A 26679-nucleotide genomic window follows, 5' to 3' on the forward strand; every position below is an offset into this window, starting at 1 on the left:
TCGTCCTCCAGGTGGCGATCGTGGTCCTGCTCGCCGCCGGGGCCCTGCTGGCCCTGGTGCTCCAGTCGCGGCACGACATCGACCGCGAGGCGCGCAACCGCTCGGTGGCCGTCGCCGAGACCTTCGCGCACCAGCTGGGCCTCCAGCCCGCGCTGAAGACGTCCGACCCCTCCGCGGTCCTGCAGCCCCTGGCCGAGCAGACGCGCAAGGCCGCCGGGGTCGACTTCATCGTGGTGATGGACACCAACGGCATCCGCTACAGCCATCCCCAGCCCGACCGCATCGGGAAACGGTTCGTCGGAACCATCGAGCCCTCGCTGCAGGGCAAGGTCCACACCGAGAGCGTCGAGGGCCCCCTCGGCAAGGAGATCCAGGCGGTGGTCCCCGTCAAGGACCCCGACGGCGAGGTCGTCGCCCTGGTGTCCGCCGGCCTGACCGTCGAGAACGTCACCGGCGCCCTCGACCGCCAGCTCCCGGTGATCCTCCTGGCCATCGCCACGGGCCTGGCCCTGGCCACCGTCGGCACCTGGCTGATCAGCAGACGCCTGCGCCGCCAGACCCACGGCCTCGGCACGCAGGAGATGACCCGCATGTACGAGCACCACGACGCGGTGCTCCACGCCGTCCGCGAAGGGGTCCTGATCACCGACGGCGACGGCCAGCTCCTGCTGGCCAACGACGAGGCGAAACGCCTCCTCGGCCTGCCCGACGACGCCGAGGGCCGCCACATCGGCGACGTGCCCGGCCTGGAGCGCCGGATGGCCGACCTGCTGCTCTCCGGCCGCGAGGCCACCGACGAGGTGATCGGCTCCGGCGACCGGCTGCTCGTCGTCAACCAGCGGCCCACCCACCCGCGGGGCCGGCCCGAGGGCGCGGCGGTCACCATCCGCGACTCCACCGAGATGCAGATCCTGACCGCCCGGGCCGAGACGGCCCGCAGGCGCCTCAAACTGCTGTACGACGCGGGCGGCGACATCGGTACCACCCTCGACGTGGTCCGCACGGCCGAGGAGCTCGCCGCCGTCGCCGTACCCCGCTTCGCGGACTTCGTCACCGTCGACCTCGCCGACCAGGTCATCGACGGCGACGAGCCCGCCCCGGGCGCCGACATGCGGCGCACCGCCATCAGCGGCATCCGCTCCGACCACCCCCTCTACCCCGTCGGCCGGCTGATCGACTTCCTGCCGTCCACCCCGCAGGCCCGCGGCTACGGCACGGGGCGGGCGGAACTGGTACCCGACCTGTCCGACGCCCCCGGCTGGCAGGCCCAGGACCCGCCGCGGGCCCGCGCCATCGTCGACTACGGCATCCACTCGCTCATCGCGGCCCCCCTGATGGCCCGGGGCGTCGTCCTCGGCGTGGTCAACTTCTGGCGGTCGCAGAAGCAGGAGCCCTTCGACGAGGACGAGCTGTCCCTCGCCGAGGAACTCGTCGCCCGTGCGGCCGTCAGCATGGACAACGCCCGCCGCTACACCCGCGAACACGCCCTCGCCGTGACCCTCCAGCGCAGCCTGCTGCCGCGCGCCCTGCCCGAACAGAGCGCCATGGACGTCGCGCACTTCTACCTGCCCGCCCAGTCCGGCGTCGGCGGCGACTGGTTCGACGTGATCCCGCTGCCCGGCAGCCGGGTCGCCCTGGTCGTCGGCGACGTCGTCGGCCACGGCCTGCACGCCGCCGCCACCATGGGGCGGCTGCGCACCGCGGTGCACAACTTCTCCTCCCTCGACCTGCCGCCCGACGAGATCCTCGCCCGCCTGGACGACCTCGTACAGCGCATCGACCACGACCACGACGGGGACGCCGAGGACGCGGACGGCGGCGTACTCGGCGCCACCTGCCTGTACGCCGTCTACGACCCGGTGTCCCAGCGCTGCACGATGGCCAGGGCGGGGCACCTGCCCCCGCTCCTCGTCGCCCCCGACGGCACCACGCAGATCGTCGAGCTGCCCGCGGGCCCCCCGCTGGGCCTGGGCGGCATGCCCTTCGAGACCGCGGAACTGGATCTGGCCGAGGGCAGCCAGCTGGTCCTCTACACCGACGGCCTGGTGGAGGAACGGACCCGGGACATCAGCGAGGGGCTGGAACTGCTCCGGGCGGCGCTCAGCCACCCCGACCGGGACCCCCACGACAGCTGCCGGGCCGTCCTCGACATGCTGCTCCCCGCCCGGCCCACCGACGACGTGGCCCTGCTCATCGCCCGCACCAGGACCCTCGGCCCCGACCGGGTCGCCCAGTGGGACGTGGCCTTCGAGCCGAGCGCGGTCGGAGCCATGCGCAGCGTCGCCGCCAAGAAGCTCGACGAATGGGACCTGACGGAACTCGACTTCGCTGCGGAACTGATCCTCAGCGAGCTGATCACGAACGCCCTGCGGCACGGGAGCGGGCCGGTGCGGGTACGGCTGCTCCGCGACCACAACCTCACCTGCGAGGTCTGGGACGGCAGCAGTACGGCCCCCCACCTGCGCTACGCCGCCACGACGGACGAGGGAGGGCGCGGCCTGTTCCTGGTCGCGCAGCTCAGCGAGCACTGGGGCACCCGCTACACCCCCGAGGGCAAGGTCATCTGGGCGGAACTGGCCCTGCCGGGCACCCCGGGCGGCGGGGAGGCCGTCCTCTCCGCCTTCCTCGACGTGGACCCCCTCTGACGGCGCCCGCCGGGGAAAAGGACCTGACCGGCGCCGGCCGTGATCGCTACCATCGCCCGGTGCACCGTGAACCCGAATGGTCCCCCTACCCGAAGATCCCCGCGAACACGCGGCTGGGAGAGGCCCGCGGCCGGACCTGGGTGGCCCACGAGAAGGTCCACGGCGCCAACTTCGCCGTCGTGTGCGACACGGCCGGCGCGCACCCCGCCAAACGGCGCGAGCTGCTCGGCGACGACGGACTCGACGACTTCTTCGGCGTCGGCCGGATCTGGCCCGCCCTGGCGGTCGCGGCGACCCGCTGCGCGCGGAGCCTGAGGGAGGCGGCGGGCGCCGCGCCCTCGGCGGTCGTGACCCTGTACGGCGAACTGGCCGGCGGCCGCTACCCCCACCCCGACGTACCCGCGGTGCCGGACGCGGCGGCCGTGCAGACCGGCGTCTGGTACGCCCCCGGTCTGATCTGGCTGCCCTTCGACGCCACCGTCACCGGCGAGGACGGCCCGCACTGGGTCGGCGACCGCACCCTGCGCGCCGCGGCGGCGTCCGCAGGGCTGCTCTGCGTGCCGCTGCTGGCCGAGGGCCCGCTCGCCCGGCTCCAGGAACTGCCGGTGCTCTTCCCGACCCGGCTGCCGGGCCTGCTCGGTCTGCCGGCCCTGCCGGACAACCTGGCGGAGGGCCTGGTCGTCAAGCCCGCGGGGGAGTCGCGCGGGCCGGCCCGGCCGATGGCCAAGGTCAAGCAGCCCGCCTTCGCCGAGGACGGACGGTTCGACGGCGCGCGCCCCTACCAAGCACCCGCCGAAGGCGCCGCCGGAGTCCCCGGCTGGCTGCTCGCCCACGGTACCGGCCTGCTCACGCCGGCCCGCGCCGCGTCGGCCGTCAGCAAGCTGGGACCCCGTACCGCGCCCGCGGACGTGGCCGCCGAGATCGCGCGCGACGCCGCCGAAGAGGTCGCCCTCGAGCTCGGCGGCCTGGACGGCGCCACCCGGCGGGCCCTGGAGGACTCCCTCCACGCCGGAGCCCTCGGCCTGGCCCGCTTCGACGCCGCCGACCGCCGCGCCTGAGGTCCCGGCCCGCGGGACTCACCGGCCGTTCGGGTGGTACGTACCCCTCGGGTGGTTCATGCCGATACGGGCGGTCAGGAGGGCGATGTCATCGTCGGCGGACGCCGGGACGAGGTGGGCGATCAGTGAGTCGCACAGGTGGTCGAGCGGCTGGAGGGGCTCCGTGAGCAGGCCGGTCAGCTCGGCAAGCCGCTCGTCGATGTCGCGGTTGCGGGCCTCGATCAGGCCGTCCGTGTAGAGGACCAGCAGACTGCCCGCCGGGAGCGTGAGGTCGGTGGTGGTGAAGGTGACCCCGCCGACGCCCAGCGGGGCCCCGGGCGGGGTCTTGACCAGGTAGACGGTGCCGTCGGGCTCGGCCACGGCCGGCGGCGGGTGACCGGCCCGGGTGATCGTGCAGCGGCCGGTCGCCGGGTCGCAGACCACGTACAGGAACGTGGCGAGCATTGGCTCCGCGAGGTCGGCGAGGGTCGCCTCCAGCTGGTGGAGCAGCGCCGTGGGCGGCATGTCGAGGCGCGCCAGGGCACGGACGGTCGCGGAGAGGCGCCCCATCACCGCGGCGGCCGCGATGCCGTGCCCCATCACGTCCCCCATGAGCAGGCCGGCCCTCCCGCCGGCGAGGGGGACGACGTCGTACCAGTCCCCGCCGACCTCGTTGACGTCGCTGGCCGGCAGGTAGCGGTGGGCGATCTCGATGCCCGGCGGCGGGGTGACGTGCTGCGGCAGCATGCTGCGCTGCAGCACGACGGCGGTCTCGTGCTCGTGGTGGTAGAGACGCGCGTTGTCGATGCTGATGGCGGCCCGGGCGGCGAGTTCTCCGGCGAGGGTGACGTCGTCGGAACCGAAGGGCTCGAAGGGCCTCGTGCGGTAGAAGGAGGCCACGCCGAGGACGAGACCACGCGCGACCAGCGGGACCATCATGAACGAGTGCACGCCCGTCTCGACGAGCTGTGCCGGCTTCGGGGTGTGCCGGGAGGCCGAGGCCACCGTCATGGAGTCGAGGTGGGCGATCAGGAAGGGCTGGCGGGCCGCGAGCGCCTGGGTGTACGGCGCGGTCGAGGGGAAGGTGAGGGTCCGGCCCAGCGGGGCGAGGATCTGCGTGACCGCGGAGCCCGTCAGCGGGGCCTTGCCCAGACGGCGCAGCCCCACACCCCCGGTCAGACCCATGCCCGGCTCGTTGCCGCTCGCCAGCGAGTCCAGCACGTCGACGGTGACGGCACTGGCGAGGTGCGGGACGGCCAGGTCGGCCAGCTCCTGCGCGGTGCGTTCCAGGTCGAGGCTGGCGCCGATCCGGGAGCTGGCCTCGGTGAGCAGGGCGAGCCGGCGGCGCCCGGCCTCGGCCTCGGTGTGGTCGCGCTGCTGCGAGGTGATGTCGAGCAGGGAGGCGATCACGCCGATCGGCCGGCCGGCCGGGTCCTCGACCCGTACGTACGAGCACGCCCACACGTGGTCGTGGTCCGGGTCCGCGGGGGTCCGGCCGGTGCGCCTGCGGTCGAGGACCGGCTCGCCGGTCGTCAGGACCTGGCGCATGGCCTCCTCCATCTCGCCCGCGTTCACCTCCGGCAGCACCTCGGCGAGCCGCCGGCCCACGTGGGCGGACTCCGTCAGCCCGTTCATCCCCTCCAGTGCCGGATTGACCTGGAGGAACCGCAGCTGCGTGTCGAGTACGGCGATCCCCACGGGCGAGCGGGCGAACAGGCCGTCCCACACCGCCGAGGACCCGCGGATCCGGCGCGCCGCGTGCGCGTCCGCCGCGAACACCAGCACGGCCGAGGCGCCGTGCCGCCGGTCGGGTACGGGGCACGCCCAGATCTCCAGCTCCAGCGGGTGGCCGTTGCGGTGCCAGGCGGTCACCGTGCCCATCACCCCGCGGCCGGTGGCGGCGGTCTCCCACAGGGACCGGCCCAGGCTGCGGTCGGCGCCGGGATGGAGGAGATCGGCGATGTGCCGTCCGAGAACCTGGGGCGGGTCGTAGCCCAGCAGCTCCTGCGCCCCGTGGTTCCACCGCACGATCGTACCCTCGCCGCTGGTGGCCACGAGCGCCACCGGCAGGGCGCCCAGCCACCCGCCGGCGTCCTGGGCCGCCCCGCTGATCAGGTCCTCGAGCGGCATCTCCTCATGCATAGCGCACCCGCTCCTTCCGGGCGTGCCGGGCGCCGCGGCGCCCGGCACGCCCGGTCTCCCGGCGCAGTGTCCGCCAGCCGCTCGCCCGGTACGGTCCGCGGCTGCGCTCCATCCCCTTCATCACCTTCATCCTCGCTCCGAGCGACCGGCGGCGCCCCCCGGCCGCCGTACCGGGACCCGGCTCCCGCGATGCGGCGTCGGGGGGTGCGGGCGACCGGCCCGCACCCGCCGTTCATCCGGTCGGCGGAGCACAGCAGGCCACGCGCGACACCCCGGGCCACGCTGTGGGCAAGGACCGACACCACCGCACAGACGAGGACCGCACCATGTCCCACAGGCGACGTATCGGCATCACCGCGGGGGCCGCAGCGCTGCTGCTCGGCGCCACCGCTTGCTCGGGTCTGGGTCGGACCACCGTCGGCCAGCTCAGCTTCCGCGGCCACGACTCGCCGGTCGAGATCACCTACTCCAACAGCCTCGTCACGGGCTGCCACCGGATCGCCATCCCGGACGGGGCCACCCACGTCGAGAACAACACCCTCGTCGACGTCATCCTGTACCAGAACTTCGACTGCAAGCAGACGAACGATCCGAACAACGGGATCTACGTGGCGACGACTCTGTCGGACGTAACGGCCCCCAGGACCAACCCCTGGCGCAGCTTCAGCGTCGTCCACTGACGCCACCGGCGACGACAGCGGGACGAGGGGCGCGACGGAGGGGGCGGGCAGCCGGAGTTCAGGGGCCGGTGGCGGCCCGGCGGATCGCGGCCAGTGCGCGCGCCACGTCGTCCTCGTCCGTGGACCAGTTGCTCACCGAGATGCGCATGACGCGCCGGCCGTGCCAGGTGGAGCCGCTGATCCACGTCGTACCGTCGTCGAGGAGCCGGGTGAGTACCCGCTCGGTGCGTTCGTCGTCGCCGAACTCCGCACACACCTGGGTGAACACCACCTCGTTGAGGACCCGGGCGCCCTCGATCCCGGCGATGCCGTCGGCGAACGCGCGGGCGTGCCGGCACAGCCGGTCGACGAGGTCGGCCACCCCGGAGCGGCCGAGGGACCTGAGCGCCGCCCACACCGTGAAGGCCCTGCCGCGCCGGGAGAGTTCGGGAACCTTGTCCACGGGGTCCCCGTGTTCGTGCTGGATGAGGTAGTCACCCCGCTGGCCCATCGCGGCCCGCAGCGCCGACGGGTCGCGTACGACGGCGAGACCGCAGTCATAGGGCACGTTCAGGGTCTTGTGGGCGTCCGTGGCCCACGAGTCGGCGTCGGCGCAGCCCGCCGTGAGGTGCGCATGGCGCGGCGAGGCGGCCGCCCACAGCCCGAAGGCCCCGTCGACGTGCACCCACGCGCCCGCCTCGCGGGCGGCGCGGACCACCTCGGGGAAGGGGTCGAAGGCGCCGGAATGGATGTCCCCGGCCTGGAGGACCACGATGGCCGGGCCCGCTCCGCCCGCCGCCAGGACGCGCCGCAGATCCTCCGGCACCATGCGTCCCTGACCGTCCGCCTCCACCAGGGCCGGGGCGCCGAGCCCCAGGTAACGCAGCGCCAGGTCCACCGCCATGTGGCGGTCCTCGCCGGCGACGGCCCGTACGGGCGGACCGCCGACGAGCCCGTCCCGGCCGGCGTTCCAGCCGGTGCGGCGCAGCAGTTCGTCGCGCGCGGCGGCGAGGCAGGTGAAGTTCGCCATCGTGGCACCGGTGGTGAAGCCGACGGCGCTGTCGTCGGGCAGACCGAGCAGATCGAGCAGCCACGCGCCGGCGACCTCTTCCGCCGCCGCGTACGCGGGCGAGGCGGCCCGCATCACGGAGTTCTGGTCCCAGGCGCTGACCAGCCAGTCCGCGGCCAGCGCTGCAGGCTCCGTACCACCGACCACGAACCCGTAGAAGCGGCCGCTCGGGAAGGCGGTCAGTCCCGGCTCGCACGCCGTGGCCAGCAGGTCGACGACATCGGCCGGGCTGCCGGGGGCGTCGGGCAGTTCGGTACCGAGCGCGCGCACGATCTCCTCGACCGAAGCGCGTGCGGGAACCCGCCGTTCGGTCAGGCTCGCGAGCCACCGGACGGCATGGTCGTGCGCCCGCCGGAGCGCGGCCTCGCGCGCGTCCATACCTCGGACTATGGGACAGGAGCCGCCGCCGCGCAAGCCGCGGTCCGTGCACTCCTTCCCCCTCGGCGGCTCACGCGCTCAGTGCTGGGCGGGGGCGGGGTCGAGGGCGGCCAGGGCCGTGGCCCAGGGGAAGGGGGCCGGGGCTTCGGTGGGGGTGTTGTCGTGCGGGAGGAGCCGGACCCCGGCGTTGCGCAGGGTGGCGAGGGAGATGTCGTACTGGGGATGTGCGGCGAGCGCGCTGTTGGTGCAGGAGATGGCGGTGATGGGAGTGCCGTTGCCGAGGGCTTCGGCGGCGAGGCCGACGGTCAGCCGGTCGGTGAGGCCGAGGGCCCAGGCGTTGACCGTGTTGAAGGTGGCGGGGGCGTAGAGGATCGCGTCGGCGGCCGGCCACTGCTCCGGCTCGCCGGGGAGCGGGTACTGCCAGAGCACGGGGTGGCCGGTGAGGGCGGCGAGCCCGTCGAGGCTCCCGGCGAGCCAGTGCGCGGCGGTGGGGGTGAGCCCGAGGCACACGTTCCAGCCGCGGGCCTGTGCGTCTTCGATGACATGGGCGACGTCGAACACGGGTGGGGCGGCGGAGCAGAGCAGGTAGAGGGTCTTCGTGGTCATGCCGCATTATGATCATATCGCTTGACCTCAAGTGTGGTTGAGGGTGCAGGATCGAGCCCATGGACATCGAGCACGCGGCCACGGCCGCCGACATCAAGGCGATCGAAGAGGTCGTCGCCACGGTAGAACGCACCCAGCGCGCCAAGGACGCCGAGGGTTTCCTGGCCCTGTTCCACCCCGACGCGCTGTGGACGACGGCACACGGCAAGGTCCTCATCGGCTTCGAGGAGATAGCCGAATTCACTCGTGCCGTGCTGCCCGGGGCGAACTGGGACGGGGAGGTCACCTACGAGGTCGTCCACGTGCAGTTCCTGCGGCCGGACGTCGCGGCGGTCAAGGTGCGCCAGGTCTACCACGCGCCCGACGGCAGCGAGGGTGCGCCGCTGTACGTGATGACGCGGGAGGCGGACGGGCCCTGGCTGCTGACCGCCTGCCAGAACACCCAGGTGGTGCGGGACCCGGCCTGAGCCCCGGGTGCGGCGGGGCTCCGGCCGGTGCCCTGTCGCTCCGGACCCGCAGGTGGGGGACAGTGGTGCTGTGGCCGACATCGACGCGGTGGCAGCCGAGCTGTACGGGCTCAGGCCGGAGGAGTTCACGGCTGCCCGGGACGCCCACGCGGCCGCCGCGCGCAAGGCGGGGCGGCGCGCCGAGGCGAAGGACATCGCCGCCCTGCACAAGCCGACGCTGGCGGTGTGGGCCGCGAACCGTCTCGCACGCGCCGACGCCGACAAGGCGGGGCGGCTGCTGGAACTGGGGGAGGGGTTGCGCGAGGCGCACCGGACGCTGTCGGGGGAGGAGCTGCGCAAGCTGTCCCACCAGCAGCACGTGGTGATCGCCGCGATGGCCGGCGAGGCCCGTCGGCTGGCCGGTGAAGCGGGTCTGGACCTGTCCGCGGTGGTCCAGCGGGAGGTCGAGCAGATCCTGCGCAGCGTCCTCGCCGATCCCGAAGCCGCCGGCGCCTGGGTACGGGGGGTGCTGGCGAAGGCGCCGCCCCCCGCCGTGGGCTTCGCCGACGTGGCACCCGAACCGGGTGCGACGCCGCGGCCGCCGATGGCCGAGGCGGAACGGGAGCGGGAGCCGGGGCCGGAGCGGGAAGCGGAGCCGAAGCGGGAGCCGAAGCCGAAGCGGGAGCGGGAATCGAAGCCGAAGGCCGATGCGCGGGAGGCCGAGCGGACGAGGCGGCGGGCCGAGCTCGCCGAGGAGGTGCTCGCCCGGGCGGAGACGGAGCGGGCGCAGGCCCGCACCGGACTCGAGGCGCTCGACGAGGAGATCGGCCTGCTGGAGGCACGGCTGGAGCGCGCCCGGGAGGAGCGCGAACGCCTCGCCGCCGCGGCGGAGGCCGCCGACCGGCGCCACCGGGAGGCCGTACGGGAGGCCAAGGCGGCCCGGGCGGCGGCCCGGAAGGCCGGAGACCGCTGACCTGCCCGGGACGGCGCACGGCCCGGTGGGCGGAGCCGCTCAGTTCCCGCTGCCGGCGCCGCCAGTCGTCCTGGGCGCCCGGCAGGCACCGGTCCGCCGCCAGGGCGGGCAGCAGCGTCGGCGACAGTGCGGCCACGAAGGAGTCGGGGTGGCTGCTGATCGCCCAGAGGCCGGTGGATCCCCTCCGCCGGAGGCTACCGCCCGGCACTGACGTCAGCGCCGGGCGGGTGGACACGTACGAACCTGCGCGAGCGGCCCGGATCGAGGCTCGGGCGGACGCCGGACGCCGGACGCCGGACGCCGGACCGCGGACCGCGCGCCGGCGTGGCCGTCGATCGCCGCGAACGAGCCCATCGGAGCGCGGACGTCCAGGAGGTGCTGGACCGTCCGGGCTCGAAGTCCCATGGTGGGCCCCAGAGATGCCGCCTCGCGGGTGCGCGGGTGCCGTGCGGCCCTGCGGGTGGGCGTCGGCCGTCCGGGTCCTGCGGTCGGCCGGCCGGCTCCGGGTGGCCCCGTACCCGCTTTCGGACCGGGGCGGCCGGCGCGCGTGCCCCGTCGCGCGACGGGCCGGGCCGGGCAGCGCGCTCGGTCCGGCCAAGTTGGGCGCCCGGTGCCTTGCGGTGACCGACCACGAGGCCGGCCCGGGCGCCGCCGTCCGGCCTGCGTAGTGACGTACCGGGGCCGGCCGCGGTGGAATCCGGTGCTCCGCCGACGTGGCGGAATTCGGCCAGGGAACGGGGGCGGGCACCGCCCGGAGGCGGTTGTCCATATCCCGTCCTTTCGCCGCAGGCGGGCCCGTGGTGGCATGTCCATGCCGAAATTCGATCGGCGGCCCCGATGAATGGAGAAACAAGGATGTTGCTCCGCAGGCTGACCGTCGGCGCGGCGGTGGTGGCGTTGTCCACCCTGGCGATGCCGGCACAGGCGCACAACGCCACATATCCTCCCGGGAGAATCACGGTCGACGTCGTCGGCGTGAACGGTTCGGGATGTCCCCAGGGCACGGCGAGCGTCGCCGCCGCCTCCGACAACACCTCGTTCACGGTCACGTACAGCGACTACCTCGCCCAGACCGGCGCCGGCTCGAGTGGAACCGACTTCCGCAAGAACTGCCAGCTCGCCCTGCAGATCCACGTGCCGCAGGGCTTCACGTACGCCATCGCCCGGGCGGACTACCGCGGTTTCGCCCACCTGCAGCGCGGGGCCTACGGCCAGGAGCGCGCCAACTACTACTTCCAGGGCATGGCCCAGACGACCCGCAGGACCCACCAGTTCAACGGCCCCTACTCCGACAACTGGCAGGCGAGCGACCAGACGGAGTACGCCGACCTGGTCTGGGCGCCGTGCGGCGAGGAGCGCAACCTCAACGTCAACAGCGAACTGCGCGTGTACGCCGGAACATCGAGCCCGCAGGCCCTGAGCTTCATGAGCATGGATTCCACGGACGGCAGCGTCAGCACGGTCTACCACTTCGCGTGGAAGGAATGTCCCGCGGTCTGACACGGCGTGAGCCCCGGAACCAGCACATCACGGTCAGGAGTGACAACGATGTCCCCTTCCCTGCCCCGCACCCTGTTCACCGGTGCCGCGGTCGCGGCGCTGATCGTCACGGCGACCCCGGCCGGAGCCGCCGGCCCGACCCCGCAGATCATCGCACCGCCCGACAAGATCGTGATCGAACTCGCCACGGTGAACGGGTCCGGCTGTCGGGAGGGCACCGCCGAAGTGGCCGTCGCACCCGACAACACGGCCTTCACCGTCACCTACAGTGACTATCTCGCGCAGGTCGGGCCCGGCGCGCCGCCGACCGGATTCCGCAAGAACTGCCAGCTCAATCTACGGGTCCACGTTCCCTCGGGATTCACCTACGCCATTGTCCAGGCCGACTACCGGGGATTCGCATTCCTCCAACCGGGAGCGTGGGGCCAGGAGAAGGCCAACTACTACTTCCAGGGAATGCCGCAGACCACCCAGCGCACCCATCAGTTCAACGGCCCGCTCAATGACAACTGGCAGGCGACCGACAGGACGGAGTACGCAGATCTCGTCTGGGCGCCGTGCGGCGAGAAACGCAACTTCAACATCAACACCGAACTGCGCGTGAACGCCGGCACGTCCAATCCGCAGACCGCCACCAGCTTCATGACCATGGACTCCACCGACGCGAGCGTGAGCACGCTCTACCACCTCGCCTGGCAGGCCTGTCCGGCACCCCGCCCGCGTTCGAACTAGGACGCGCGCGTCGGGCTCGTCGAGTTCGTCGGGTTCGCCGGCCGGGCCCGAAGGACCCGACGGCCCGTCGTCGGAGGTCGCGCCGCGTGGGAGACCTCCGGCCACGTCGTCGTGCGCCGCGCTCAGGCGGCGCGCCGCAGCCGCGCCGGGAAGTGGGCGCGGGCCTCGGGCAGGTACATCGGGACGACGGCGGCCGCGGCCAGCAGATCGGGCAGGGCGTTCACGACGCCCCACCACACCGGGTCGATCCCGTCCATGCCGAAGTCGCCGACCCGGATGAGGAGGAACGCCGCACCCACGACCGTCAGCACCGCGCGGGCCCAGCCGCGCCCGGCCCGCATCCGCGCCGCCACGGCCAGCCAGCCGGCCACGAAGACGGCCAGCACCCCTCCCGACAGGACGAGTTGGGTGATCGCACCGCTGCGCCCGGCATGCTCGGTCAGTTCGTCCAGACCGGTGGGCGCCACCACGAACACCCCCAGCACCCACACCAGGACCTCGGCCGCCACGGCCGTCAGCGTGAGCGCCCACGCCGCCTCGATCTGCCTCGGACGCCTCGCGCCCGCGCTGCTCGTACCGGTGTTCATGACAGCCTCCTTCCGGCGTACGCCCCGTGAGAGTGCGAACGGTACGCCGAGGTTCCCTCCGGCCCCCGTGCACGTGATCGGTTAGTTTGACGGGATGTCCGAACTGCGAACCGAACGTCTTGTCCTGCGCCAATGGCGGGAATCCGACCTGGGCCCCTGGGCGGCGATGAACGCCGATCCCGAAGTCCGCGCACACTTCGACGGCGTCCTGACGCGTGAGCAGAGCGACGCGTCCGCGGCCCGCTTCCGGGCCGCCATCGAGCAGCGCGGCTGGGGCTGGTGGGCGGTCGAGGTACGGGCCACCGGCGAGTTCATCGGCTTCACCGGTCTGGACCCGGTGGACGAGGGCATGCCGTTCACCGGGGTGGAGGCCGGCTGGCGGCTGGCCCGCCCGGCCTGGGGACACGGCTTCGCCACGGAGGCCGCCCTCGGGGTCGTGGCCTTCGGTTTCGACACCCTCGCGCTGCCGGAGATCCTTGCGGTGACCACGGCCGGCAACCTGCGCTCCCGGGCGGTGATGCGCCGTATCGGGATGACCCGTGACCCGGCCGACGACTTCGACGACCTCACCGTGCCCGACGGCCCGCTGCGCCCGAGCGTGGTGTACCGCCTGTCACGGCGAACGGCCACGTGACGACGGTCGAACAGGTCGCCCCGAACGCGCCGCACGGACCGGCGTCAGGGGGAGACGGCGCCCGGCGCGCCGCCGCGCCGGACCGTCAGGCGCGGGCCGTCGGTGACCGCGTCGATGACCGGTGCGGTCTACAGGCCTTGGACGCGTTGTGCCGCGCGGACGCCCTGGGCGGACCGGCGGCGGAACTCGGGCTCTTCGGCGAACTCTCCGGGTCGGCCAAGGGGCGTCCGGAGGGTCCGCAGTGCGCGGTGCCCACGGTGCGGTGGCGGGTCCGAAGGCGCTGACCTGCACGGGAGGCGGCGACGGCGGTCCGGGGCCCGTGCACGGCCGCGGCCTGCGGCGGGTTACCGTGTCCCTTCATCCGAGGGGGAACACAGATGTCGCAGAACACAGGGTGGGCACAGCACCCGGGACCGCCGATGCAGCCGTGGGGAGGCGGCTGGGTGCCGCCGTCGGCGCCCGCACCGGGCGTCATACCGCTCCAACCGCTCAGCGTGGGCGACATACTCGGCGGTGCGTTCTCGTCCTTCCGCCGGCACTGGAAGCCCCTGGTCGGCATCATGGTCGCCGTGCAGGGCATGGGGATCCTGCTCGTGGCCGTCGCGACCGGCATCGCCGTCGCGGTCGCACAGGACCGGCTGGCCGCCGTCTTCGACCTCGCGCCGGGTGAGAGCGCCACCGACGAGGACGTGATGGGCCTGCTCCTCGCCTTCGTACCGGTCGGAGTGCTCCTGCTGGCCACGGTGACCGTGGGCGCGGCGCTGATCAGCGCATTGGGCCCGGCCGTGATCCAGGAGGCCGTGCTCGGCCGTTCCGCGACGTTCGGCGCGATGTGGCGCCGTTGCTGGTCCCGGCTGCCCGCGGTGCTCGGCACCGTGCTCCTCGCCGGGCTGATCGCGGGCGCGCCGATGCTCCTCGTGTACGCGGTCGGCGTCCCGCTGGTCATCATGTCCGTCTACGGATCCGGCCCGCCGGCCGCCCTGTTCCTGCTGGTCCTGGCCGTCCTGGTCTGCCTGCCCGTATCGGTCTGGCTGGCCGTGCGACTCAGCCTGGCGCCCGCCGCCGCGGTGTGCGAGGGGCTCGGCACCGTCGCTGCGCTGCGGCGCTCCTCCCACCTGGTCAAGGACGGCTGGTGGCGCGTGTTCGGCATCACCATGCTGGGATACCTCGTGGCGGGGGCCGTCGGTTACGCCATCCAGATGCCCTTCGGCTTCGTCGGCATGGCCGCGTTCCTGCCGAGCATGATGGCCGCGGGCGACCCGGACCCGGACGTGGCGGTCGTCGGTCTCGTCGTGTACGTGATCTGCATCGTCGTCGGCGGTCTGATCAGCGGGCTCTTCCAGTTCGGCTTCCCGCCGCTGGTCACCGCGCTGCTCTACGTCGACCTGCGGATGCGCAAGGAGAACCTCGCGGAGTCCCTGATCGCCGCGGCGGCCCCGACCACGGTTCCGGCCGCGGCCCCGACCGCGTCCGCGCACGGCGTCGCCGATCCGGCGGGTCCGGCGGGTCCGGCGGGTCCGGCCGACCCCACCCCGCCGCCGGCCGCCCCGGCCCCTGACCAGACGTGACATCCCCTGCTCCGCAGGCAGGATGACCGCCCGTGGACCGGGCCCTCGACCCCGAATCGATCGGTGGGGACGGCCCGGTTCACCGGCCGATGTGGCGTAAAACATCGAACGCATGAGGTCTCGCCCAGCCCCTCCGGGGTCATTTCCTGAACTCTGAAGTCGATCTCCCCGGCGCGGGCATCGACAGGATCGAGCGGGGGCATCGGCGGGATTGTCAGTACAGCGACGACAGATTTTTTCGTCAACACTTTTCACAAGGATTGAAGAAACCCCGAGTTCACAGCTCCGACATCCATCTGACGCACCCTCCGGTCTTCGTTTCGTGAACGCGCAAGCCCTTGACGGGCTCTCCGGCGGGCAGTTCACTCACGCTTCGATCCCCCGGATCCACGACGTCAGGAGCACTCCGCATGCCCCTCACCCCCACAGGCCGCACGCTTCTCCCGCGCCCCGGGCCGTTTCTCGCCGCGGCCCTCGCCGCCACGCTCGTCGCCGCCCTCCTGGTGCTGCTGCCCGGCAGCACCACCGCCCAGGCGGCGCCCGTCCTGCTCTCGCAGGGCAGGCCGGCCACCGCCTCCAGCATCGAAGGCGCCGGCACCCCCGCCTCCGCCGCCGTCGACGGTGACAACGGCACCCGCTGGTCCAGCCAGTTCGCCGACCCCCAGTGGATACAGGTCGACCTCGGCGCCACCGCCCGGCTCAGCCAGGTGGTGCTGCGCTGGGAGACCGCCCACGCGCGGGCCTACCGGATCGAGCTGTCGACGAACGGCACCGACTGGACCACCGCCTACTCCACCAGCGCCGGGCCCGGCGGCGTGCAGACCCTCGACATCACCGGCACCGCCCGCCACGTGCGGATGTACGGCACCCAGCGCGCCACCGCCTGGGGCTACTCGCTCTGGGAGTTCCAGGTGTACGGGACCACGGACACCGGGCCGACCCTCCCCGGCGGCGGCGACCTCGGCCCCAACGTGATCGTCTTCGACCCCTCCACCCCCGGCATCCAGGCCACGCTCGACCAGGTCTTCCAGCAGCAGGAGTCAGCGCAGTTCGGGTCCGGCCGCTACCAGTTCCTGTTCAAGCCCGGCACCTACCACGGCCTGAACGCCCAGATCGGCTTCTACACCTCCATCTCCGGCCTGGGGCTGAGCCCCGACGACACCACCATCAACGGTGACGTGACCGTCGATGCGGGCTGGTTCAACGGCAACGCCACCCAGAACTTCTGGCGCTCCGCCGAGAACCTGGCCCTCAACCCCGTCAACGGCACCGACCGCTGGGCCGTCTCCCAGGCCGCGCCGTTCCGCCGGATGCACGTCAGGGGCGGCCTCAACCTGGCCCCGAACGGCTACGGATGGGCCTCCGGCGGTTACATCGCCGACTCCAAGATCGACGGCCAGGTGGGCAACTACTCGCAGCAGCAGTGGTACACCCGCGACAGCTCGATCGGCGGCTGGTCCAACGGCGTCTGGAACCAGGTCTTCTCCGGCACCCAGGGCGCACCGGCCCAGGGCTTCCCGAACCCGCCGTACACCACCCTGGACACCACCCCGATCTCCCGCGAGAAGCCCTTCCTGTACCTCGACGGCAACGACTACGAGGTGTTCGTGCCCGCCAAGCGGGTCAATGCGCGCGGCACCTCGTGGGGCAACGGAACGACCCCTCAAGGCAGTTCGATTCCGCTGAGCCAGTTCTACGTGGTCAAGCCGGGCGCGAGCGCCGCGACGATCAACCAGGCGCTGGCCCAGGGCCTGCACCTGCTGTTCACCCCCGGCGTCTACCACGTCGACCGGACCATCCAGGTGAACCGGCCCGGCACCGTGGTCCTGGGCCTCGGCCTCGCCACCATCATCCCGGACAACGGGGTGACCGCGATGAAGGTCGGCGACGTCGACGGGGTGCGGCTGGCCGGGTTCCTGATCGACGCCGCTCCCGTCAACTCGCCCTCGCTGCTGGAGATCGGTCCCGCCGGCACCACCACCGACCACGCCGCCGACCCGACCACCGTTCAGGACGTCTTCATCCGCGTCGGCGGCGCCGGCCCGGGCAGGGCCACCGTCGGCATGGTCGTCAACAACCACGACACGATCGTCGACCACACCTGGATCTGGCGGGCCGACCACGGCGACGGGGTCGGCTGGGAGACCAACCGCTCCGACTACGGCTTCCGCGTCAACGGCGACGACGTTCTCGCCACCGGCCTGTTCGTCGAGCACTTCAACAAGTACGACGTGCAGTGGAACGGCGAACGCGGCCGGACGATCTTCTTCCAGAACGAGAAGGCGTACGACGCCCCCGATCAGGCGGCGATCCAGAACGGCTCGATCAAGGGCTATGCGGCCTACCAGGTGGGCGACTCGGTCGACGTCCACGAGGGATGGGGACTGGGCAGCTACTGCTACTACAACGTCGATCCGACCATCCGTCAGGAACACGGCTTCCAGGCACCGGTCAAGCCGGGCGTGAAGTTCCACGACCTGCTGGTGGTCTCGCTCGGCGGCAACGGCCAGTACGAGCACGTGATCAACAGTACGGGCGCCCCGACCTCGGGCACCTCGACCGTCCCCTCCACCGTCGTCTCCTTCCCCTGACCCTCGTCGGCGCACTGACTGCGGGGCGGCGCCGGCCGCCCCGCAGTACCTGCGCCCCCGCGCCCCGGTCAGCGGTCCCGGTGGGCGGCGATGATCCCGGCGTACAGGCGGCCGCTCGACTTGACCGTGCGCCGCTGGGTGGCGTAGTCGACGTGGACCAGTCCGAAGCGCTTGTCGTAGCCGTAGGCCCATTCGAAGTTGTCCAGCAGGGACCAGGCGTAGTACCCGGCGACGGGCGCGCCCCTGCGAGCGGCACGGGCGCAGGCGGCGAGGTGGGCGGTGAGGTAGGCGGCCCGCTCCGGGTCGTGGACGGTGCCGTCGGGGGCGACGGTGTCGGGGTAGGCGGAGCCGTTCTCGGTGATGTGGACGGGCCCGGCGCCGTACTCCAGGTGCAGGCGCATGATCAGGGTCTCCAGACCGCCGGCGTCGACCTCCCAGTCCATGCCGGTGCGCCGGACACCGGGACGGGAGACCTGGCGGGCGTACGGAGCGGGGCCGTCCGGGTCGGCGGTGACGACCTGCGGGAAGTAGTAGTTGAGCCCGATCCAGTCCAGGGCAGCGGCGATGACGTCCAGGTCGCCCGCCCGCTCGGGGAGGTCGACCCGGTAGACCTCGCGCATGTCGGCGGGGAACCCCCGGCCGTGGACCGGGTCGAGCCACCAGCGGTTGACGTGCCCGTCCATGCGCCGCGCGGCATCGAGGTCGGCGTCCCTGGGGGTAGCGGGGTCGACGGTGGAGAGGTTGTTGACGATGCCGATCCGGGCGCCCGGGGCCGCCGCGCGGACGGCGCCGGAGGCGAGTCCGTGGCCGAGCAGGAGGTGGTAGGAGGCGCGTACGGCGGCGGTCAGGTCGGCCAGCCCGGGAGCCATCCGGCCCTCCAGGTGCCCGATCCAGGCGGAGCACAGCGGCTCGTTGAGGGTGGCCCACTGGGTGACGCGGTCGCCGAGGCGGGCGGCGACGAGCCCCGCGTACGCGGCGAAGTGCTCGGCGGTGTCGCGCACGGGCCAGCCCCCGCGGTCCTGGAGGACCTGAGGCAGGTCCCAGTGGTAGAGGGTGACGGAGGGCTGGATCCCGGCGGCGAGGAGGCCGTCGACGAGGCGGTCGTAGAAGTCCAGCCCCTTGGCGTTGACCGGGCCGTCGCCGCCGGGGACGACGCGCGGCCAGGCGACGGAGAGCCGGTAGGCGTTGGTGCCCAGCTCCTGCATCAGGGCGATGTCCTCGGGCCAGCGATGGTAGTGGTCGCAGGCGGTGTCGCCGGTGTGGCCGCCGTCGACGGCTCCGGGGACGCGGGAGAAGGTGTCCCATATGGAGGGGGCCCGGCCGTCCTCGGCGACCGCGCCCTCGATCTGGTAGGCGGAGGTGGCGGTGCCCCAGAGGAAGTCGCGGGGCAGCGCACCGACGTCGACGGCGTCCCGGCCGGTCGTGGGAAGGCTTTGGGGGAGGGTCATTTGACGGCTCCTGCTGTGAGGCCGGCCACCAGGTACTTCTGCAGCAGAAGGAACCCGGCGACGACGGGGATGCTGACGACGAGCGAGGCGGCCATGATCTGGTTCCAGTAGACGTCGTTCTGCGTGGAGTAGCCCTGCAGGCCGACGGCCAGGGTGCGGGTGGCGTCGTTGGTCATGACGGACGCGAAGAGGACCTCGCCCCATGCGGTCATGAAGGCGTAGACGGCGACGGCGACGATCCCGGGGACGGCGGCCGGCACCACGACGCGGAACAGGGCGCCGAGGGGGCCGCAGCCGTCGACGGAGGCCGCCTCGTCGAGGTCGCGCGGCACCGAGTCGAAGTAGCCGATCAGCATCCAGATGGAGAAGGGGAGGGAGAAGGTGAGGTACGTGAGGATCAGCGCGCCGCGGGAGCCGTAGAGGGCGATCCCGGTGGCGTTGCCGAGGTTCACGAAGATCAGGAACAGGGGGAGCAGGAAGAGGATCCCCGGGAACATCTGGGTGGAGAGCACCGTCAGGGTGAACAGGCGCTTGCCGCGGAAGCGGTGGCGGCTGACGGCGTACGCGGCGAACACGGCGATGACGACGGACGCGGCGGTGGCGGTGCCGGCCACGATCAGCGAGTTCACCAGGTACTTGGCGAGCGGGACGGTGTGCCAGATGTCGGCGTAGGGGCGCAGGGTGAGCCCGCTCGGAATCCAGCGGAACCGTCCGGCGACGTCCTGGAGCGGTTTGAGGGAGCTGGTGACCATCACGAGGACGGGCAGCAGGGTGAAGGCGGCGAGCAGGGTGAGGAAGACGGCCCGCACGGCCCGGAACGAGGCCGGCGGGTCGAGCGGGCCGCGGCCGCGGCGGCCGCTCCCGGGGGAGTGCGTACTAGCGGGCATCGGCGTCCTTCCGGCCGCGACCGGTCAGGAGGAGGTATGCGGCGGTGACGAGGAGCAGGAAGAGCAGCAGCAGGACGGACATCGCCGAGCCGGTGCCGAAGTTCCAGGTGACGAAGCTCGATTGGTAGATGTGGAGGGATATGAGGTCGGCGGCGTCGGGGGCGGCCCTGCCGAACAGCAGGAAAGGGGTGTTGAAGTCGTTGAAGGTCCACAGGAACAGGACGAGGACCAGGACCTGGTTGACGGCACCGAGCGAGGGCAGGGTGATGCGGCGGATCTGCTGCCACACGCCCGCGCCGTCGAGGGCGGCGGCCTCGTACAGCTCCCTGGGGATGTTCTGGAGGGCGGCCGTCACGATCAGGAAGGCGAAGGGCCAGCTCTTCCAGATGGAGACGGTCAGCATCGCCCAGAAGCTGTTGTCCCCGATCAGCCAGAAGGTGTGCTCGGCGCCGCCGAGGCCCAACTGGTCGTGGAGGACGTGGTTCACCAGGCCGTTGTCGCGTTGGAACATGAACGCCCAGGTGATGACCGCCGCGTAGGCGGGCAGTGCGTACGGGACGAAGAACAGTGCGCGCAGCAGCCCGCGGCCGCGGAAGGAGTGCTGGGTGAACACGGCCGCCGCGGTGCCCAGCAGCCAGCACAGGGCGACGGACAGGACGGTGAACAGGCAGGTGGTGACGAAGGAGTCGAGGAGGGCCCTGCCGACGGGCCGGCCCACGTCGACGGAGAGTTCGTAGTTGTCGAAGCCCGTCCACGGGGCCCGGGACCAGTCCCGGATGAAGAACTGGGTCAGCTTGCGGAAGCTCATCAGGATCCCCATCACCATGGGGACGAGGTGGACGAGGAGTTCGAGCAGCAGAGCGGGCAGCAGGAGCAGGTAGGGCAGGGAGGCGCGGCGGAGCCGGGCGGGGCGGCGGGATCCGCCGCCGGTCCGGCGGACGCGCGCGAGGACGCCGCCGGTCCGGGCCGTGGGGGTCCCGGCGGTGGCCGTGTGGGTGGTGCGGGAGCCGGTCCCGGCCGGGACCGTACGGGGCGGGGAGGTCATGGCCGGCGGCTCAGTTCGCCATCTGCTGCTGGGCCTTGGCGAGCTTCGCCCTGACCGAATCGGTGGTCACCGGCCGGCCCGCCGCGGCGTCGGCGAAGAGCTCCTTGACGGCCGTGCCGACGGTCGTCTCGAACTGCGACTCCTCGGGCACCTGGGGGAGCGGGGCGGCGCTGGTGGCGAGGGTGTCGCGCAGGACGGTGAGGTCCTGGTCGGCGAAGGCGGGGTCGCTCTGCGCGGCCTTGACGGGGGGGATGGACCCGTAGGTCCTGTTGAGGATCTTCTGTTCCTCGTCGCTCGTCATGAACCCCACGAACTTCAGGGCGCCGTCGAGGTTGTCGGTGTTCTTGAAGACGGCCATGTTGATGCCGGCGACCATGGAGTTGACACCCGTGCCCGTCCCGGGGACGGCGCCGGCCGGGACCGGGACGGGGGCCGTGCCCCAGTCGCCCTCCTTCATCCCGTGTGCCTTGAACGAACCCGCCGCGCTCTGCCACAGCACCATGGCGGTCCGGCCGCCCGCGAAGTCCTGGAGGGACTGGTTCTTGTCGTATTCCGCGTTGCCGGGCGCGACGATCTTCGCCTCGGCCATCAGGTCGACGTACTGCTTGACGGCTGCGACGTTGGCGGGGGTGTCGAAGGTGGGCTTGCCGGCGGCGTCGAAGAAGGACCCGCCGTGCTGGCGTGACAGGACGAAGACCTGATGGACGTTGTTGGCGAGGTTGGCGCCCTCGGCCCCCAGCGCCCACCTGGCGCCCTGGCCGCCGTTGCCGATCCTCCGGCCGGTCTCGAGGAGTTCGTCCCAGGTGGCGGGCGGCTTCTCGATGCCCGCCTCCCGGAACATCTTCTTGTTGTAGTAGAGGGCGTAGGCCATGGAGTAGAGGGGGACGGCGGCCGGATCCTGGCCGGCCGCCCCGGCCGAGCCGATCGCGGACGCCACGAAGCGGTCCCGGCCGCCGATGGCCCGGAAGTTCTCGGCGTTCCAGGGCAGCAGCGCCCCGGTGGCCTGGAGCGAGGCGGACCAGGTGTTGCCGATGTTCAGGACGTCGGGGCCCTGCCCGGAGGCGGTCGCGGCCAGGATCCGGCTCAGCAGGTCGGACCAGGGGATGACCTCCAGTTTGACCCTGATGCCGGTCCGCTCCTCGAACTTCTTCAGCTCCGGGCCCAGGGCGGCCTGGTCGGCGGCGATGTCGGCCCCCTGGTTGGAGGCCCAGTACGTGAGTTCGTCGGGGGCGGAGTTCGAGCCCGCGCCGTCGGTGGATCCGCCGCCGCACCCGGTGGCGGTGGCGAGCAGGGCGGCGGCGGTGACGACGGCGGCCGTGGCGGTTGATGAGGATCTGCGCATGGGGCTGGGTCCCTTTCGACGGGTTCGTCCAGGTCTTAATTTAGGACGTGAGTTAAGCGGCGTGGAAGGGTCGCGTCAAGGGGTCGCGCAAGGGTATGTTGCGAGCGGAGTCACGCGGACGTGACGGTGGAAGGGGCCAGATGACCACAGGGCGTGGCGGACGCACGGTACGGGACCTGCGGCGCGGCAATCGCAGTGCCGTGCTGCAGCGGCTGTACTTCGGGGGCCCGATGAGCCGCCAGGAACTCGGGCCGGCCACCGGGCTGAGCTCCGGGTCGGTCAGCAACGTCGTCGGCGAACTCGTCGCGGACGGGCTGCTGGAGGAGGCCGGGATCGTCGACTCGGACGGCGGCAGGCCCCGCACCCTGCTGCGCGTCCGCCCCGGCAGTGCGTACATGATCGGCGTCGACGTCGGCGAGACCCGGGTCCGCGTCGAGCTGTTCGACCTCGCCCTGACCGAACTCGCCCGTACCGAGATGCCGTTGCTGCCCCGCGGCTGCTACGACGTCGGCCCGATCGTCGAGCACGTCGCGGCCGGTATCGCCGGCGTGCTGGCCGACGCTGGCATCGGCGCGGACCGGTTGCTGGGCGTCGGTGTCGGCGTACCCGGCATCGTCGACCACGACGCGCCCGGCGGATCCGTGGTGCACGGCCAGACCATCGGCTGGGAGGCGGTCCCCCTGGAGCGGCTGCTGCGGGCCACCGGGGCGCTGCCCGAGGAGGTGCCGTACCTCATCGACAACGGCGCGCGGACCCTGGGCCAGGCGGAGATGTGGTTCGGCGCCGGGCGGGGCGCCAGGGACGCGGTCGTCGTGCTCTTCGGCTCCGGCGTCGGCGCGAGCCTGATCACGGACGGCTCGCCGGACGGCGGTACCACCGGGGGCACCCCTCTGGAGTGGGGCCACCTGACCGTCTCGGTGCGCGGCCGACGCTGCCGCTGCGGCGCGCTGGGCTGCCTGGAAGCCTATACGGGCGCGGAGTCGCTGCTGGCCCGGTGGGCCGAGCGCGGCGGCCCCGCGCGGCCCGGGGCCGTGGACGAGGAGACGGCTCTCTCGGAACTGCTCGCGGCGGCGCGGGCGGCGGATCCGGTGGCCGTCGAGCTCCTGGAGGAGACGGCGGAGTACCTGGGTGCGGGCCTGTCGGACCTGGTCAACCTGTTCCAGCCGGAGCGGATCCTGATCGGCGGCTGGGCGGGGCTGCTGCTCGGCCCGTACCTCCTGCCCGCGGTCCGGGAGTACGCGACCCGCTACTCCCTGCGCCACCCTGCCGGACGGGTGACGGTGGGTCTCGGCGCGCTGGGACCGGATGCGGTCACGGTCGGCGCGGCCACGCTCCCGTTGTCCGCCTTCTTCGCCACGGGCGGCCGCCGCCCCGCCCCGGAGCCCGTCGCCGAACCCCCGGCCTGGCGCACTGCCCTGTCGACCCGGGCCGGCGGAGCCTGAGGGCGAGGTACTTCCGGGCCCTGCCGGGAGCGACGCCACGCGCGCACGGCCGATCGAGGGGACAATTGCCCCATGGCTGACACAGGGCCGTCGTCGGACGGCGTCGGCTCTCCGGGCGAGGGGCGCTACGGAGAGCAGGTCTTCCGGCCGGACCAGGGCGGCGAGGGCGACCGGATCGACCTTGGAGCCCTCACCTACGACGACACCACCATGGCCCGGTTGCGCGCGCTCGGGGTGGGGCCCGGCTGGACCTGCCTGGACGTGGGGGCGGGCACGGGCACGATCGCGCGCCGCCTGCTGGCGGAGGCGGGTGTCGCGGAGGTCCTCGCCGTGGACCGCGACGTCCGGTTCCTCGCCGCGCGGCCCGTGACCGGGCTGACCGTGCTCCAGGCGGACGTCACCGCCGACGGCTTCGCCCCGGGCCCTTTCCGGCTCGTCCACGCCCGGTTCGTGCTCATGCACCTGCCCGCCCCGCAGCGCATGGTCGCCGGACTGAGCCGGCTCCTCGCCCCCGGCGGCGTGCTCGTCGTCAGTGACGCGGTCGACCTGACCACGGACTCCGCGCCGGGCACCCCGTACACCCGCGCCATGCGGGCCATGTGGCGGGGGCTGCGCGACACCATCGGTACGGATGTCTCACAGGTGCCCCGTCACCCCCAGCTGCTGCGGGCGGCCGGGCTGGAATCCGTGGCGGCCGAGATCCACGTACCGCCCCTCCTGCCGGGGAGTCCGATCAGCAGGTTCTGGGCCGACACCTGGGAGCGGGCGCGTGGGGCCATGGTGGCGACCGGTCTCGTCGACGACGGGCAACTCGACGAAGCCGTGCGCTACCTGGCGTCCCCGACCTGCACGGGCCTGTCTCCCGGCATGCTCACGGCCTGGGGCTGGAAACCGGCTCCCTAGTGCTGTGGCCGGAAAGGTGTGCCGTGCCGGGCGTCCCGACCCGGTGAACCTTTCCGGTCACAGCACTAGCGGACGCCTTGCCGATCGTGCGGTGCGGGGGCATCGACTGCGGGGGCGGGGCCGCCTATGATGCCGACGCCCCATCGCACCTCGAACAGACATACCTATACGGGAGTCGGCGGCATCCGGGACTCGTACCGGAACCGGCCGCGGCGCCCGACGAGTTCGGAGGTCCTGTTGAGCACAGCCTTACGCACCCCGCGCAGACTGGCGGCCCTGGCCATCGGCCTGGCGGCCCTCCTGGCCGCACCTGCCGGCCCGGCCCTCGCCGCGTCGCAGACCGCAACCGCCGCCGTGGCCGCGGATGTTGCGGCCGCGCCGGTCGTGGCCAACCCCGGTAGCCAGGTCAACCTCCAGTGGGACGCGGTCCGCCTGCAGATGACGGCCACCGGCGGCGTGGCGCCGTACACCTGGTCGGCCTCGAACCTGCACCTCGGCACGACGATCAGCCCTTCGACCGGCCTGATCTCGGGCGTCGTGCGCGGCAGCGGAACCCGTACGGTCACCGTCACCGTCCGGGACGCCGCGGGCGCCACGGCCTCGACCAGCTTCACCTGGCGCGTCATCCGCGACGCCTGCCCCCGCTGCTGACCCCGGGCCGGCCCGGCCCGCCCCTCCGCGCCGCCCGATCCTCGGGCAGGATACGCACGTGCAGACGACCATGGAGCTGGTGGAGAGGGCGGCCGGGCTGGCCCGCCGCGGCGGTCGGCGGATCCTCGGCGTCGCCGGGCCGCCCGGCGCCGGGAAGTCGACCCTGGCCGCCGGGCTGGCCGAAGCGCTCGGCCCGCGGACGGCCGTGGTCGTGCCCATGGACGGATTCCACCTCGCCCGGGCCGAGCTCGACCGGCTGGGGCGGGCCGACCGCAAGGGCGCCCCGGACACCTTCGACGCGGCCGGGTACGTGTCCCTGCTGGCGCGCCTGCGCGCCTGCGCCGGATCCGGCGGAGTCACGGTCTACGCGCCCGCGTTCGACCGGACCGTCGAGGAGCCGATCGCGGGCAGCATCCCCGTTCCCCCCGACGTCCCGCTGGTGATCACCGAGGGCAACTACCTGCTGCACGACGCGGGGGAGTGGGCCGGGGTGCGGCCGCTGCTGGACGAGGTCTGGTACTGCGCCCCGGACGAGGGGACGCGGGTGCGACGCCTGGTCGAACGGCACGTGCGGCACGGCAAGGATCCCGCCCTCGCACGTGCGTGGGTGGCCCGCTCCGACGAGGCGAACGCCCGCCTCGTCGCCGCCGGCCGCCACCGCGCCGACCTCGTCGTCGACCCCGGCTGACCGCACCCCGAACGGCGGCCGGCGCAGCCGGGCGTGGGCCCGGGCGTGGCGGAATCGGGTTGTCCGAATCCACTGTTAGGGTGACGTGTGCTCGTCAAGGCGGGCGTATTTCGGTTCCTGACATTCCAACGGGGTCAAAACGTGAAGTTTCGTCATGTCCGCGCCATAGCCGTCTTCGGCATCGCCGTCGTCGCGCTCACCGGTGCCCGCGGTTCCCACGGCGCCAGCTGCGGCGGAAGCAGCCACTCCAGCTCCAGCTCCAGCAGCTCCGGCGGCAGCAGCGGCAGCACCACCAGCGGCAGCAGCGGCAGCGACAGCACCAGCGGTACGAGCAGCAGCTCCGGCGGCACCACCACCACCGGCGGTACCAGCAGGGACAAGGCCGAGCGCGACATCAGGATCGACAGCTGCAAGCTGGACAGCTCCGGCAAGAACCTGGTCGCCCGGCTGACCGTCACCAACAGCGGTTCGCTGGACCAGACCTACAGCATCACCATGAAGTTCAACCCGGCCGCCGGTTCCAGCGCGGTCGCGGCCCAGGCCCGGGTCACCGGACTCAAGGTCAAGGCCGGTGCCTCCCAGCAGACCGAGGCCACCGCGCCGTACACCGGCAAGGGCGACGGCAGCGAGTACAAGGAATGCGTCGTCTCCACCGCGTCGAAGAGCTCCCTCTGACACACGGCTGACGTCCCGGCCGGCCGCCACG

23 protein-coding genes are annotated in these 26679 nt (G+C 72.7%); 15 read left to right on the forward strand and 8 right to left on the reverse strand.

The window, feature by feature from the left end:
• The first annotated feature begins 11 nt into the window (after positions 1-11).
• The gene (locus IH80_RS0111565) at positions 12-2645 is read left to right on the forward strand and encodes a SpoIIE family protein phosphatase (protein WP_324609404.1); all 2634 of its coding nucleotides are present in this window, start codon (positions 12-14) and stop codon (positions 2643-2645) included.
• 59 nt (positions 2646-2704) lie between these two features.
• Positions 2705-3703 carry an RNA ligase family protein gene (locus IH80_RS40745; RefSeq protein ID WP_051809121.1) on the forward strand — a complete coding sequence of 333 codons (999 nt, stop codon included), beginning with the start codon at positions 2705-2707 and terminating at the stop codon, positions 3701-3703.
• Positions 3704-3721: 18 nt separating this feature from the next.
• On the opposite strand, the gene IH80_RS0111575 is transcribed toward IH80_RS40745, so the two are convergent.
• Positions 3722-5824, reverse strand: a complete 2103-nt coding sequence (locus tag IH80_RS0111575; RefSeq protein WP_051809123.1) for a SpoIIE family protein phosphatase — start codon at positions 5822-5824, stop codon at positions 3722-3724.
• 326 nt (positions 5825-6150) lie between these two features.
• Between IH80_RS0111575 and IH80_RS0111580 the strand changes: the two genes are divergently transcribed.
• Complete coding sequence (locus tag IH80_RS0111580; RefSeq protein ID WP_030959821.1) at positions 6151-6504, forward strand: hypothetical protein; 354 nt, start codon at positions 6151-6153, stop codon at positions 6502-6504.
• A 58-nt stretch (positions 6505-6562) separates the two neighbouring features.
• Here the strand turns inward: IH80_RS0111580 and IH80_RS0111585 are convergent, their stop codons facing one another.
• Positions 6563-7930, reverse strand: coding sequence for a pyridoxal phosphate-dependent decarboxylase family protein (locus tag IH80_RS0111585; RefSeq protein WP_030959823.1), 1368 nt, complete (start codon positions 7928-7930; stop codon positions 6563-6565).
• Between the two features lie 78 nt (positions 7931-8008).
• A complete protein-coding gene (locus tag IH80_RS0111590) occupies positions 8009-8536 on the reverse strand; it encodes a flavoprotein (protein ID WP_030959824.1) in 528 nt (175 codons plus the stop codon).
• A 59-nt stretch (positions 8537-8595) separates the two neighbouring features.
• Between IH80_RS0111590 and IH80_RS0111595 the strand changes: the two genes are divergently transcribed.
• The 4 genes from IH80_RS0111595 to IH80_RS0111610 all read left to right on the forward strand — a co-directional run bounded on the left by IH80_RS0111595 (position 8596) and on the right by IH80_RS0111610 (position 12187).
• On the forward strand, positions 8596-9003 hold the full coding sequence (locus IH80_RS0111595; protein WP_030959825.1) for an SgcJ/EcaC family oxidoreductase: 408 nt from the start codon (positions 8596-8598) through the stop codon (positions 9001-9003).
• Positions 9004-9073: 70 nt separating this feature from the next.
• Positions 9074-9955 carry a hypothetical protein gene (locus IH80_RS0111600; protein WP_078906451.1) on the forward strand — a complete coding sequence of 294 codons (882 nt, stop codon included), beginning with the start codon at positions 9074-9076 and terminating at the stop codon, positions 9953-9955.
• A gap of 855 nt (positions 9956-10810) precedes the next feature.
• Positions 10811-11455, forward strand: coding sequence for a DUF4360 domain-containing protein (locus IH80_RS0111605; protein ID WP_030959829.1), 645 nt, complete (start codon positions 10811-10813; stop codon positions 11453-11455).
• A 60-nt stretch (positions 11456-11515) separates the two neighbouring features.
• Positions 11516-12187 carry a DUF4360 domain-containing protein gene (locus IH80_RS0111610; protein WP_030959830.1) on the forward strand — a complete coding sequence of 224 codons (672 nt, stop codon included), beginning with the start codon at positions 11516-11518 and terminating at the stop codon, positions 12185-12187.
• Between the two features lie 122 nt (positions 12188-12309).
• Here IH80_RS0111610 and IH80_RS0111615 read toward each other — a convergent pair whose 3' ends face one another.
• On the reverse strand, positions 12310-12774 hold the full coding sequence (locus IH80_RS0111615) for a hypothetical protein (protein WP_030959831.1): 465 nt from the start codon (positions 12772-12774) through the stop codon (positions 12310-12312).
• Positions 12775-12868: 94 nt separating this feature from the next.
• Here IH80_RS0111615 and IH80_RS0111620 point away from each other — a divergent pair, with 94 nt between their 5' ends.
• The 3 genes from IH80_RS0111620 to IH80_RS0111630 all read left to right on the forward strand — a co-directional run bounded on the left by IH80_RS0111620 (position 12869) and on the right by IH80_RS0111630 (position 17567).
• Positions 12869-13408 carry a GNAT family N-acetyltransferase gene (locus IH80_RS0111620; RefSeq protein ID WP_030959832.1) on the forward strand — a complete coding sequence of 180 codons (540 nt, stop codon included), beginning with the start codon at positions 12869-12871 and terminating at the stop codon, positions 13406-13408.
• A 377-nt stretch (positions 13409-13785) separates the two neighbouring features.
• Entirely contained in the window at positions 13786-14976 is a 1191-nt protein-coding gene (locus IH80_RS0111625) for a hypothetical protein (RefSeq protein WP_158943407.1), read from the forward strand.
• A gap of 410 nt (positions 14977-15386) precedes the next feature.
• Entirely contained in the window at positions 15387-17567 is a 2181-nt protein-coding gene (locus tag IH80_RS0111630) for a discoidin domain-containing protein (RefSeq protein WP_030959836.1), read from the forward strand.
• A 68-nt stretch (positions 17568-17635) separates the two neighbouring features.
• Here the strand turns inward: IH80_RS0111630 and IH80_RS0111635 are convergent, their stop codons facing one another.
• The 4 genes from IH80_RS0111635 to IH80_RS0111650 are packed head-to-tail and all read right to left on the reverse strand — an operon-like array spanning position 17636 to position 22289.
• Positions 17636-19015: a GH1 family beta-glucosidase gene (locus tag IH80_RS0111635; RefSeq protein ID WP_051809127.1), complete on the reverse strand. Its 1380-nt coding sequence runs from the start codon at positions 19013-19015 to the stop codon at positions 17636-17638.
• Positions 19012-19902 (reverse strand): carbohydrate ABC transporter permease, encoded by an 891-nt coding sequence (locus tag IH80_RS0111640; protein WP_030959838.1) that lies wholly within the window; start codon positions 19900-19902, stop codon positions 19012-19014. Before IH80_RS0111640 ends, IH80_RS0111635 begins: the two co-directional genes overlap by 4 nt.
• Positions 19892-20947, reverse strand: a complete 1056-nt coding sequence (locus IH80_RS0111645; protein ID WP_078906452.1) for a carbohydrate ABC transporter permease — start codon at positions 20945-20947, stop codon at positions 19892-19894. Before IH80_RS0111645 ends, IH80_RS0111640 begins: the two co-directional genes overlap by 11 nt.
• Positions 20948-20957: 10 nt before the next feature.
• Entirely contained in the window at positions 20958-22289 is a 1332-nt protein-coding gene (locus IH80_RS0111650; protein WP_030959842.1) for an ABC transporter substrate-binding protein, read from the reverse strand.
• 140 nt (positions 22290-22429) lie between these two features.
• Between IH80_RS0111650 and IH80_RS0111655 the strand changes: the two genes are divergently transcribed.
• The 5 genes from IH80_RS0111655 (at position 22430) to IH80_RS0111675 (ending at position 26648) form a co-directional block, all read left to right on the forward strand.
• Complete coding sequence (locus tag IH80_RS0111655) at positions 22430-23731, forward strand: ROK family transcriptional regulator (protein WP_030959844.1); 1302 nt, start codon at positions 22430-22432, stop codon at positions 23729-23731.
• Between the two features lie 72 nt (positions 23732-23803).
• Entirely contained in the window at positions 23804-24634 is an 831-nt protein-coding gene (locus IH80_RS0111660) for a class I SAM-dependent methyltransferase (RefSeq protein WP_030959845.1), read from the forward strand.
• 237 nt (positions 24635-24871) lie between these two features.
• A complete protein-coding gene (locus tag IH80_RS0111665; RefSeq protein WP_030959846.1) occupies positions 24872-25285 on the forward strand; it encodes an Ig domain-containing protein in 414 nt (137 codons plus the stop codon).
• Between the two features lie 70 nt (positions 25286-25355).
• Entirely contained in the window at positions 25356-25973 is a 618-nt protein-coding gene (locus tag IH80_RS0111670; protein WP_030959847.1) for a nucleoside/nucleotide kinase family protein, read from the forward strand.
• A 141-nt stretch (positions 25974-26114) separates the two neighbouring features.
• Positions 26115-26648, forward strand: a complete 534-nt coding sequence (locus IH80_RS0111675; protein ID WP_030959849.1) for a hypothetical protein — start codon at positions 26115-26117, stop codon at positions 26646-26648.
• Positions 26649-26679 lie beyond the last annotated feature (31 nt).

It is taken from the genome of Streptomyces sp. NRRL S-378 (genome assembly GCF_000720645.1).
Classification (GTDB): Bacteria; Actinomycetota; Actinomycetes; order Streptomycetales; family Streptomycetaceae; genus Streptomyces.